The organism is Phytobacter sp. MRY16-398 (genome assembly GCF_003925915.1).
In the GTDB taxonomy this organism is placed as follows: Bacteria; Pseudomonadota; Gammaproteobacteria; order Enterobacterales; family Enterobacteriaceae; genus Phytobacter; species Phytobacter diazotrophicus.
Genome location: NZ_AP018756.1, coordinates 3,621,056 through 3,632,191 on the forward strand (window position 1 = coordinate 3,621,056; position 11,136 = coordinate 3,632,191).

The window sequence follows — 11,136 nt, forward strand, 5'->3', positions numbered from 1 at the left end:
ATAACCTGTGGCTCAAAACGCTGTTTATCTTCCTGACGAATTTCTGGCACAAATGCGTGATTTGCTGCCAGCCCATCTCTCCTTCGACGCATTTATTGCGGCCTGCCAGCGGCCTTTACGACGCAGTATAAGAATTAATACGCTCAAGATTGCCGTTGAGGATTTTCTGACGCTGATTGCACCTTATGGCTGGCAACTGACGCCAATTCCGTGGTGTGCCGAAGGGTTCTGGATTGAGCGGGATGATGAAGAGGCGTTGCCGCTCGGTAGCACCGCGGAACATTTAAGCGGCCTGTTTTATATCCAGGAAGCCAGTTCCATGCTGCCGGTTAGCGCCCTGTTTGCCGATGGCGAAATGCCGGAACGAGTCATGGATGTTGCGGCGGCCCCGGGTTCAAAAACCACCCAAATTGCCGCGCGTATGGGCAATCGCGGCGCCATCCTCGCCAATGAGTATTCCGCCAGCCGCGTGAAAGTACTGCACGCCAATATCAGCCGCTGCGGTGTATCTAATGTCGCGTTAACCCATTTCGATGGCCGCGTCTTCGGCCCCGCGTTGCCAGAGATGTTTGATGCCATTTTGCTTGATGCGCCCTGTTCTGGCGAAGGTGTGGTGCGTAAGGATCCGGATGCATTAAAGAACTGGTCGCATGCCAGTAATCTTGAGATTGCCGCAACCCAACGCGAATTGATCGATAGTGCTTTTCATGCCCTGCGTCCGGGCGGCACGCTGGTCTATTCAACCTGTACGCTAAATCGCGACGAGAACGAAGCCATATGCCACTGGCTAAAAGCGCAATATCCTGATGCAGTGGAATTTTTGCCCCTTGATACGCTGTTTACGGGCGCGCAACAAGCACTGACGGAGGAAGGCTTTTTACATGTCTTCCCACAAATTTATGACTGCGAAGGGTTCTTTGTCGCGCGGTTGCGTAAAACCGCGGCAATCGCACCGCTGCCCTCCCCAGGCTACAAAGTGGGTAACTTCCCGTTTGCCCGTATGAAGCCTAAGGAAGAGGCTCAGTTAGTTAACGCAGCGGCCGCCGTTGGCCTGCACTGGCACGAAGACCTGGTACTGTGGCAACGGGATAAAGAGGTTTGGCTCTTCCCGGCACAGATCGAGCCGCTTATTGGCAAAGTGCGCTTCTCACGGCCTGGTATCAAGCTCGCTGAAAGCCATAATAAAGGTTATCGTTGGCAGCATGAGGCCGTCATCGCCCTGGCGGGAGTGGATAACCCGCTCGCCTTTGAACTCACGCATCAGGAGGCGGAAGAGTGGTATCGCGGGCGCGATGTTTATCCGGAAACCCCTCCGGCAAAAGATGATGTTATCGTGACTTATCAGCGCCAACCGCTGGGTCTGGCGAAAAAAGTGGGCAGCAGACTTAAAAACAGCTATCCACGCGAACTGGTAAGGGATGGCCGTTTGTTCGCCAGCAATACGTGACGGCGAGCAAAAAAACAGCATTTTCTGACTGGCATCTTGCTCTGTGTTGTACCAGGCTGAATGTTGGGCGGCTGAACTGGTCGTACCACATGACTACCATCAACGGAGAGCATTATGACGAAAGCTAACGTGCGCATTGGCGCATTCGAAATCGATGATGCCGAGCTGCAAGGAGAAAAACAGGGTGAGCGAACGTTGCGTATCCCTTGTAAATCCGACCCGGATTTATGTATGCAGCTTGACGCCTGGGACGCGGAAACCAGCATTCCGGCGATCCTTGACGGCGAACATTCAGTTTTATACCGCGAGCATTACGATCAGAAATCTGATACCTGGGTCATGCGTCTTGCCTGATTCAATGGGAACCCGTCCATGAGACGGGTTATTTACCTGCCTCATTTCCCCTGCCTCCAATCATCCCCTACAATTACATCATGCTGTAATGAACCGAGGATGGAATGTTCGCTCTGGTCTTGTTTGTTTGCTACCTGGACGGTGGGTGTGAGGACATCGTTGTGGATGTCTTTAATACCGAACAACAGTGTCTTGTCGCTATGGAAGTACAACGTCTGCGCTATGGCGGATGCTATCCGGTGGAAGATTTTATTGACGGCTTCTGGCGCCCTGCCCAGGAGTACAGTGATTTTTAACTACTGTACCTGCACTAACGTCATTTCACCGCCGAAGACGGCGCCGGTATCAATGTAATGCTGATTGCTGGCATCTACGCGATGTTTAAGCGGAGTATGGCCAAACCAAAAGTGGTCTGCACCGGCAATGGCTACCCCCTTCCCCGCCAGATGTTCACTCAAACGCTCACGACGCCAGAGTACCGATTCTTTGTCTACGGGTTTTTGCCATGCGTAATGATCGGACGGGTAATCGGCATGGGCGATAATATTGACCCCGCTGGCGCAGTGGAGCTCAATAATGTAAGGCAATTGCTCGCATTCCCGTAGCGCATCGTAAGCCCTGTGCTGTTCCTTTTCGCTGAGGTTACTGAACCAGGCGCCGCCATTGAATGACCAGAGAGTCATCTCCCCCGCGTTAAGCGCGTCGATAGCCATCTGCTCATGGTTTCCCCTGACCGTTTTAAACCACGGTCGTTTAAGCAATTGCAGGCACTGCAGACTGTCAGGGCCACGATCAATTAAGTCGCCAACGCATATGAGTAAATCCTTATAGGGATCAAAGTGGCGCTCGCGCAGTTCATTCAACAGACGCTGATGGCAGCCGTGCAGATCACCTACGATCCAGATATGCCGCCAGGTATTCCCATCGATACGTTGATACATAACTCCCCCTTATTTTTAGTATAGAAAGGAGACTTGACTCTGCGTAATCATGTTCAAATTCGGTGCAACTTAAATCCTCGTTAAACGAACCCGAAATAAACCACAGTGTTCAGGTTAATTTGCCACGGCGTAATCCCTAGAATAGCTATTGAACATTCAGAGGGCCCTACCGTGTCTAATATCAGTCTGCAAGAAAAACACCTGCAAAATCACCATCAGCATATTATTCGCGAGCTGGTCTCCGGACGTCTGGTTCCTGGCCCTATCTGGACTAAACGAAATTATCGCCTTAAATTCCTGCTCCGTTCGCTGTTGTTCTGGTCTTCAACGGTAAAAATGCTGAGCGCATTATCGCAACGTCCGGGATTTGAGCGTTTACTGAATGCCCAGGTGACACTGCCGAGTAAATCGCATCGTCAATATCTGACGCTGGGGCTCAATGCGGCAAAGCGTGCCGATGCGATTGTTAGCCACTATCAGTGGGTTGACAGTTGCCTGTCAGCCAGGGCTGCCGATGCAATGACCGCAGTCAACCATCAGCACATCTTGCAGTGCAAAGGTAAAGATGATACCGAATTTAACGTTTTTGCCTCCTGCGCCCATAAAGCAGAGCGTGAAGGCGAAAGCACCCTGTGGCTGTATGACGGCAACAATGTCCTGCTGGCGAGCGCCACATTCAGCGTGATCGAGGAAAAAGGCCAGCGTGCCTTAGTGATTGGCGGTCTGCAGGGCCCCCGCAGAAACATCTCCCATGAAGTCATCAAAGTGGCAACACGTGCCTGCTACGGTATTTTCCCTAAACGTTTGCTGATAGAAGTGCTGTGGCAGATGTGCGCGCACACCGGCATTAGCGCGGTTTATGGCGTTAGCGATGATGGTCATGTCTTTCGCGCGTTGCGTTACCGCTTTAGCAAAGGCCGCCATTTCCATGCCAGCTATGATGAGTTCTGGGCCTCTATTGATGGTGAGAAAGATAATGCCTGGCGATGGCGTTTGCCATTAATGCTGGAACGGAAACCGCTTGAGAGTATCCCAAGTAAGAAACGTGCCGAATATCGTCGCCGCTTCCAGTTACTCGACGATATGAATAGCAGTCTGGCCGATTTTTTCCGCTAAATATTGAGAGCAGTGGCATCACCACTGCTCTTTGTTATTACTGTTGGTATCAATACCTTTTTTATTCTCATTTTCATTGCCAGTAATTATTATTTTATTCCTATTATTTACTAAATATCTCCACACCAACATTCAACCAATAACGTGCTCTTGTCTGGCGCGCATCGCGGTTCTGCTGGTCAGCACACAAATTGATGCAGCGCATTCATATAGTAAAAAACGAGATGATACGGCCAAAACGTAACGATATATCTTTCAAGGCTTTTTTTTCATGCTACTGTGGTTTTTCCATTTAACGGCCCGGAGGGGCTATTCCAACCTTAAAATTCGTTTGTCCTGTCTGCAAAGGAAATTCGTTTTTTTTCACGCAATTTTGCCCGGATAAAAATTACCCTCACGGTGCAATTTGTTCAGGGTGTGGTTCACGTCTTACGGCAAAAGCCTGTATTCCAGTCAGACGGAGATGGCCTAAAAAAGCCTCCTGATGTGAGGCCTCGACGTGAGGCCTTTCTAACACGTGCAAAATAATTTATGCGCCATCTGCAGAACACGGGAAAATCATTTTCCCGTACAGACCACGGTTTAATCCAGTTGTTGGTGGCAGGTTAATAAAACTGACGAATGGCCTGTTCAGTTTCACGCGTAGTGACTAATTCAGAAAACTTGGCTATCAGGAACTCTTTGCCATCCAGCACATACGTTTCGATCGGCATATCAAGGAAGGAGCGCTGATCATTTCTGTAGCTGACCTTCTTTAGGTCGTCCGCCACCGAGATGTGATCGACCTTTCCACCGGGGAGTATTACCACAACATCTTTGCTCATGTCGTTATCCTCAGTTGTTTAAATTGCATACGACATTAGCACAGCCTTTCGGTCATCGTCTCTTGTTATGTTCAGGCATCATGACAAGGTTGAAGGAGAAAGCGGCAGCGCCATTATGGAAACCCACTCACCGCTCCCCCATTTCTCTTCGAGACTTTGCCAGCCAGGCCTGCTGTCTAACGCTTGTTCAGGCAAAAAAAACCGCTCGGACAGAGCGGTGAATGAAGCTTACCAGGGAATAATAATGAAGCATGGATGCAATGACTATAGCTGGCTAATAGTTGCTTAATGAAAACCAGGACGATTCTCAAAGCATATATTCTTTATAATTAGCAAACTAAGGGTCGTAACGAAGAATTTATTAGCTTTCAAGCAATTGCTTCCCTCAGGAGAAGAGCGGATTTCCCTCTCCTGAGGGATTTTTATTTACAAATTTCGCTGTTGAGCTTATTGAAGGTCTCGATCTGTCGATGATATTCATCAATCGTGAACTGGTCGTTACCGCTATATGCAATGGGCCGGCGTGAGTATTTAAAGCCAATAACCAGATGATAGGGTTCTGCAGTAATGAATCGTACGCCTATTTTTCGTCCAGGGTTCGTCTCCCCTGAGATAACACCACAGACATAAGGATGCCCCTCAGATACATGTTTCGACACCTCAGAGAATGATACTGGTTTTGTAAAATCAATTTCACTATCGCAAAACCCTGTCATCAATGCTTTCGTCTGCTGATTATTTGGATCTTTTGCAAATCCTTCCCTAAAAAAATCACACCCCTTAGGGTCACCTGCAGCACGTTTGAAAAAATTCACAACTGATTGTTTTAAATCATTATTTATCAACTCATCGTGACTGTGCGCCATTTGCGAAATAAGTGATAAAACCAGGGGTAATATCATTTTTGTTTTCATAACATGTTCAGTCCCTTAAAAAATCTGATTACCTTATCGGCCATGGCGCCCTGATAATTAAATTTTTTTAACAAGAGTTAACGCCGCGCAAATGAATTTTCTGATGCGCTGCCTTTCCACAGCAGCACGACTTACCAGATTTCGAATCATCATCACAACATCGAGGCCGCGCTTATCATGCCAGACGGTCGGGGCGAGCCCCATAGCAGAACGTCTCAACCTACAGGAATGGCGCTGTTGACCTATCGTTAAGGAGCGGGACGAGAATTTCGCGCAACGTCTTCTGGCTATAAGAACTTAAAATGCCCAAAAATACCTGGACGCCCGCGGTGCAGAGTATGTTATGGTTTAGATCGTATGCAGGGAATTTTGACTGTTTTCTGTATGCCCTGATTTGGCTCTTTTGGGAAACTAAGAGCCAAAAAAAGACCGAATACGATTCCTTTTCTCGCCCAGATATATCACAACCCTTTATTTTCAATAAGTTAATAGGCAATCTGCGCATTAATTAACCAATCAAGCGTGTGTTTGTGCCCTTTTAAAATCAGCAAGTTGCTAAGTAATTCGGACATATTCGGACCAAAATCGGACAAACTTAGTGTGGTTTTTTCACTGAAATAACCTATTTTCGGCCCGTGTTAATTTTCTAAAGCTTGCCCCGACTGCTTATTGATTAGAGCCAAAAAATTACATTCCGAACTACTATTGAATCTTAATCCGCTTACGGGTACGCGCCGCATTTTTCTCTTCCTCTATACTTTCACTCTAACTGGCTGGAGGTGCATATGTGCGGACGATTTGCCCAGGCTCAAACTCGTGAAGAATATCTGGTATACCTAGCGGAAGAAGCCGAACGCGACATAGCTTATGACCCCGAGCCGATTGGCCGGTATAACGTCGCTCCCGGCACGAAAGTTCTCCTACTCAGTGAACGCGACGAGAAACTACATCTTGATCCTGTAATCTGGGGTTACGCTCCCGGGTGGTGGGATAAAGCACCATTGATTAATGCTCGCGTCGAGACAGCAGCCACCAGCAGGATGTTTAAACCACTATGGCAGCATGGTCGGGCTATTTGTTTCGCTGACGGCTGGTTTGAATGGAAAAAGGAAGGTGACAAGAAACAGCCCTACTTCATTCACCGCGCCGACGGCAATCCAATCTTTATGGCCTGCATTGGAAGCACACCGTTCGAACGTGGCGATGAAGAAGAGGGATTTTTGATTGTGACAGCAGCGGCGGATAAGGGGCTGGTAGATATTCACGATCGGCGACCATTGGTTTTGACGCCGGAAGCGGCCATGGAATGGATGCGACAGGATATTGGTGGGAAGGAGGCGGGAAGAATCGCAGCCGAGGGGGCTGTTCCAGCAGACCACTTTACATGGCATGCCGTAGATCGCTCTGTTGGGAACGTAAAAAATCAAAGTTCTGGCCTCATAATGCCTATATCATAAGCCTTAATATTGCCAATAAGGAGGGCCAGTGCATGGCTGGTTATTATCAACGGGCTGTCACTCTCAAAGACATGCCATTTATCATGGATGAGTTAACTAAGGGAGCTAAAACCGGCAATTTTTCGAAAGAATTTCTCGATCCGCGAAAAGGCAAAGTATTAGAAGTACAATTAAGGGACGTAATCAGGCGTGGTGAATCAGGAGAATACACAGGGCATTATTTGTATATTCTGATCCGTGAGGTAGATGAAAAGCAGATCGGTTTCATTTGGTTAATGGTTGCTCGTGGACCAATTGACCAACCAGTCCTCGAAATTCGCGCCGTTAATATCAATTCGGATTTCAGAGGGAAAGGCTTTGCTAAACTCATACTTGATGAGTGGCTTACTGCCTATCCTCAGCATCCGTTTCAAGCAACTTGTTTCTTCGACTCCAGCCAAATGGCAGACATGCTGCACCGTAGGGGCTTTAAAACACTAAGCACTTCACCTACTGGCAAGCGATCTTTGTTTCGTGAGGCAAATGCCATCATCTAACAATCGGTAAATCAGAAAATCTCGTCGTATAACGCGGCGAGAGCATTTCCCTCTTCATTTGCCACTGCTGCTGGATTCCCTGCCCGGCGAAATAGAGAGTTCCTCTCCCATCTTTTGCATTGAGTTGATCCAGCAGAGTCATCAGTTGTTCGCTGTCGGCACGCGGTGCGTTGTCATCAAACAGATTTAACTGTGCTACGCCTTGACTGAAAAAGTCGCCCAGCATAACTCCGGCTTTCTGGTACCGATGACCGTCACGCCAGATTTTGTCCAGACAACGCGTTGCCGCGCCGATTATGTCCCTGCTGTCCTGTGTTGGCGTCAGCAGCTTCACTGAGGCACTGTTACCGTAATAGGGTTCGTTAAGCGCGAACGGACTAGTTTTAACAAACGCAGAAATAAACCGGCAGTACTGGTGCTCACTGCGTAACTTCTCAGAAGCGCGGGCCGCATAGCTGCAGATGGCCTGTCGCATCTCTTCATAGTCAGTTATCCGGCAACCGAATGAACGAGAGCATACGATTTCCTGTTTAGCAGGTGCGAACTCCTCCAGTTCGAGACATGGCTCGCCGCGTAGCTCCCGGATGGTTCGCTCCAGCATCACGTTAAAATGCTTTCTTATTACCCAAGTGGATTGTTCGGACAGATCGAGGGCTGTTCTGACCCCCATCGCATTCAGCTTTTTGGTAATTCGTCGCCCCACTCCCCAGACGTCCTCAACCGGAACCAGGGCCATCAGCCGCCGCTGGCGATCAACATTTGACAGGTCAACTACCCCGCCAGTCTGCTTTTGCCATTTTTTGGCGGCATGGTTCGCCAGTTTCGCCAGAGTCTTTGTTGGTGCGATTCCGACACCCACTGTCAGGTGAGTGCGCCGCAGCACAGTGGCACGAATCTCCCGACCAAATTCCTCCAGCACCCGGCAGTTACTTACTCCGGTCAGGTCGCAAAATGCTTCATCAATGCTATAAATTTCTACGCGAGGGCTCATTTCTTCCAGCGTCGTCATCACCCGGTTGCTCATATCTGCGTAAAGCTCGTAGTTGCTACTGAACGCGACGATGCCGTGTTTTTTGAACATATCTTTCTGTTTGAAGTAAGGTTCGCCCATTACAACGAACTGTTTCGCCTCAGCGCTCCTGGCTATTACGCAACCGTCATTATTTGATAAAACAACGACTGGTCTCCCTTTCAAATCAGGTCGAAACACGGTTTCGCAGGACGCGTAAAACGAATTGACGTCACAGAGCGCGAACAAGGTTAACCCACCGCTTTCACGATAAAGGTCACCACTCCAAAAATGTCGAGCGTGTCCTCGCTTGTCACTCGAATCGGTTGATATGAGCTGTTCATTGGATTCAGTTGAATCGTTGGCCGGAGTTGCAGTCGTTTCACTGTAAATTCACCGTCTACCGCAGCAATGACGATATCGCCATGCTGAGCAGTACGAGAGCTATCCACCACCAGCAAATCTCCTTCGCTGATTCCAGCTTCGATCATCGAGTCACCACTGGCTTTGACGAAATACGTCGCGCTGGGGTGATGAATGAGAAGTTCGTTCAAATCAATTCTCTGCTCAACATAATCCGCTGCGGGACTCGGAAATCCGCACGGAACAAGGTCACTGAACAAAGGTAGCGCGACAACTGCGCGCGGAAAATCGGCTGGTTTGATGAATTGCATACGACACACCCACTATTACTGATTTTATATACAGTAGTTTTTTAAGCGCAAATGATCAAGATAGCGCTTCGTTTGTGGGTGAATGAAGATTGAGCAGTTTGCGTTAAAGCACCGTTTGAATGAAGTGCTTAGATGGAGTGTAAATTTTCAGGCCTCTGGTTACCCTGCTACCGGCTCGTCAGATTTTTTGGACTCCAGTACTTCAACGCGTGCGGTCAGTGCGTCTATCTGTGCCATCAGAGCCAGAATCGCCTCATGGTGCAGCGCTGCTGCAACACCCGCAGTGTCAGGACTTAGAACGTCTTTAATTACGGTACCGTCGTCCAGCTCTCTGTTGCCAGTGACAAAAACGTTATCCGGGAATACGGACTGAACCTCCTGAGCAATGAACCCGATGCCAGGCGAGATGCCATCCAGACGTTTCCACGAAACACCGCGAATGGCCTGCATTTTCTCCAGGGGGTCCGCAATGCGTTCTATATTAGTTTTCAGGCGCTCATCAGAGTTTGAAATCCACGACCCCGGCGCTGTTGCCGAGCCTGTAGAGTTAAACCCAAAAAATGACGCCGTCGGCCCCGCGATAACGTTCAAATAAAACCCAGAGAACGTCGAAGAAACATAGTGATATGCAACGGATTTATGCGGCGTTAATGATCCGCCATACCCCCATTCCATATGTGGAGTCTCCTGGTTTACACTCCCGGCAGATTCATTTATTAGTCGTGTTGTGCTCAGTACGGTTCCGCCAGTTTTCCGATCCAGCGAATTCAGCCGCGAATCATTACCCTGGCAAAACGACCCGGTGACGGTGCCAAACGGGCTTGCTAATCCCGTCCCGCCCTGCCCCTGGCTGAGCGGTGTTGTTAGCCCGTTCAGAGAAGTGATATCTGAGTTAGCCCCTTTTTTTGCCAGCGACTTCTGGCCGGGAACCGTGACGGCTACACCGTTTGTTGTGATAGTGACGTCACCCGCCCCGTTCATCACGTCGGCGAAACCGCTCATATTTTTTTGATACAGCGTCAGCGTCTCAGAGATGTTTTGAGCCAGGCCGTCAACGCTCAGACTATCGCTCAGCAGGATGGCATAAGCGGTACCCGCTGCAATTGCCGGGTTCGCCGCTGGCGTTATGGTGAGCTGGGTGGCGCTGTTGATTGCCGTTATCTGGAATACCTGTACCGGGTTTGCCAGAGTGACCAGAGTGCAGCCAACGCGGAGTAACGAGCCTGCTGCTGTAAAGTTCGTGCCAGTACCCGTCAGCGTATTACCGCTTATGGCTATGGTGCCAGTTGTGTAAATCATGTGTTCTCCAGATATAAAAAACCCTGCCGGAGCAGGGTTCATCTTTAAACTTTACAGGCAGCGTTTTATGGCTTCCGTTCTTTTTTTTATACCTCGCCAAGGATCTAGTGAGCCCCTTAGCGAGTAAAAATTAATTACAGTCTTGCCATTTTCCTCATAAGAATCAGCATTATCACTGACGCCAAGTACGCTAAAATATTTACCTGTTTTCTGATGTGTCACGGGATACCCAAGCGGGTGTTGTTGCCATTCTGACAGGATACATTCCTGTACATCCTGTGCTGGTTTTGAGCTGTAGAAGGTATAAAGAGGCTTGTAATCTTCTCGATATGTGTAAATGTTCACACAGCCAGATAGAGCGAAGATAGTAATAAATAAAAATAATTTCTTATGCACAATTCCCTCGCAAAAAATAGTGGTACCATTTTTCAAGGTAGACTATCACAAGCACTGGTATTTATTTTGCTTTGAATACTATATGCAAATTAACATTTTTCCCTTTCTAAGGTGGAAAGTGCTTGCTATCAACTTTTTTCGACGCCCCTTTAAATACAAACTTTGGTTC

Annotated in this window: 13 protein-coding genes; 6 read left to right on the top strand and 7 right to left on the bottom strand. The window is 48.6% G+C overall.

The window, feature by feature from the left end; all coding sequences use genetic code 11:
- The first annotated feature begins 7 nt into the window (after positions 1 to 7).
- The 3 genes from rsmF (at position 8) to MRY16398_RS17750 (ending at position 2,097) form a co-directional block, all read left to right on the top strand.
- Positions 8 to 1,447, top strand: coding sequence for a 16S rRNA (cytosine(1407)-C(5))-methyltransferase RsmF (gene rsmF, locus MRY16398_RS17740; protein ID WP_108701548.1), 1,440 nt, complete (start codon positions 8 to 10; stop codon positions 1,445 to 1,447).
- 114 nt (positions 1,448 to 1,561) lie between these two features.
- The gene (locus MRY16398_RS17745) at positions 1,562 to 1,801 is read left to right on the top strand and encodes a YebV family protein (protein ID WP_039078750.1); all 240 of its coding nucleotides are present in this window, start codon (positions 1,562 to 1,564) and stop codon (positions 1,799 to 1,801) included.
- Between the two features lie 104 nt (positions 1,802 to 1,905).
- Complete coding sequence (locus MRY16398_RS17750; RefSeq protein ID WP_039078749.1) at positions 1,906 to 2,097, top strand: YdfD/YebW family protein; 192 nt, start codon at positions 1,906 to 1,908, stop codon at positions 2,095 to 2,097.
- On the opposite strand, the gene pphA is transcribed toward MRY16398_RS17750, so the two are convergent.
- A complete protein-coding gene (gene pphA, locus MRY16398_RS17755; protein WP_079496720.1) occupies positions 2,098 to 2,742 on the bottom strand; it encodes a protein-serine/threonine phosphatase in 645 nt (214 codons plus the stop codon).
- A 171-nt stretch (positions 2,743 to 2,913) separates the two neighbouring features.
- Here pphA and MRY16398_RS17760 point away from each other — a divergent pair, with 171 nt between their 5' ends.
- Entirely contained in the window at positions 2,914 to 3,858 is a 945-nt protein-coding gene (locus MRY16398_RS17760; RefSeq protein ID WP_071195201.1) for a VirK/YbjX family protein, read from the top strand.
- A gap of 605 nt (positions 3,859 to 4,463) precedes the next feature.
- Here the strand turns inward: MRY16398_RS17760 and MRY16398_RS17765 are convergent.
- Positions 4,464 to 4,682, bottom strand: a complete 219-nt coding sequence (locus MRY16398_RS17765) for a hypothetical protein (RefSeq protein ID WP_039078747.1) — start codon at positions 4,680 to 4,682, stop codon at positions 4,464 to 4,466.
- A 422-nt stretch (positions 4,683 to 5,104) separates the two neighbouring features.
- The gene (locus MRY16398_RS17770) at positions 5,105 to 5,596 is read right to left on the bottom strand and encodes a hypothetical protein (RefSeq protein ID WP_232034346.1); all 492 of its coding nucleotides are present in this window, start codon (positions 5,594 to 5,596) and stop codon (positions 5,105 to 5,107) included.
- A gap of 785 nt (positions 5,597 to 6,381) precedes the next feature.
- On the opposite strand from MRY16398_RS17770, the gene MRY16398_RS17775 reads away from it, so the two are divergent.
- On the top strand, positions 6,382 to 7,053 hold the full coding sequence (locus MRY16398_RS17775; RefSeq protein WP_125124919.1) for an SOS response-associated peptidase: 672 nt from the start codon (positions 6,382 to 6,384) through the stop codon (positions 7,051 to 7,053).
- A gap of 32 nt (positions 7,054 to 7,085) precedes the next feature.
- A complete protein-coding gene (locus MRY16398_RS17780; RefSeq protein ID WP_125124920.1) occupies positions 7,086 to 7,589 on the top strand; it encodes a GNAT family N-acetyltransferase in 504 nt (167 codons plus the stop codon).
- On the opposite strand, the gene MRY16398_RS17785 is transcribed toward MRY16398_RS17780, so the two are convergent.
- The 4 genes from MRY16398_RS17785 to MRY16398_RS17805 all read right to left on the bottom strand — a co-directional run bounded on the left by MRY16398_RS17785 (position 7,582) and on the right by MRY16398_RS17805 (position 10,967).
- Positions 7,582 to 8,847, bottom strand: coding sequence for a Y-family DNA polymerase (locus MRY16398_RS17785; protein WP_125124921.1), 1,266 nt, complete (start codon positions 8,845 to 8,847; stop codon positions 7,582 to 7,584). The two genes, MRY16398_RS17780 and MRY16398_RS17785, sit on opposite strands and share 8 nt — an antisense overlap.
- A gap of 2 nt (positions 8,848 to 8,849) precedes the next feature.
- Positions 8,850 to 9,272, bottom strand: a complete 423-nt coding sequence (locus MRY16398_RS17790; RefSeq protein WP_125124922.1) for a translesion error-prone DNA polymerase V autoproteolytic subunit — start codon at positions 9,270 to 9,272, stop codon at positions 8,850 to 8,852.
- A gap of 159 nt (positions 9,273 to 9,431) precedes the next feature.
- Positions 9,432 to 10,571 (bottom strand): tail fiber domain-containing protein, encoded by a 1,140-nt coding sequence (locus MRY16398_RS30985; RefSeq protein ID WP_232034347.1) that lies wholly within the window; start codon positions 10,569 to 10,571, stop codon positions 9,432 to 9,434.
- Between the two features lie 51 nt (positions 10,572 to 10,622).
- Positions 10,623 to 10,967 (bottom strand): hypothetical protein, encoded by a 345-nt coding sequence (locus MRY16398_RS17805; protein WP_125124923.1) that lies wholly within the window; start codon positions 10,965 to 10,967, stop codon positions 10,623 to 10,625.
- Positions 10,968 to 11,136: the final 169 nt, after the last annotated feature.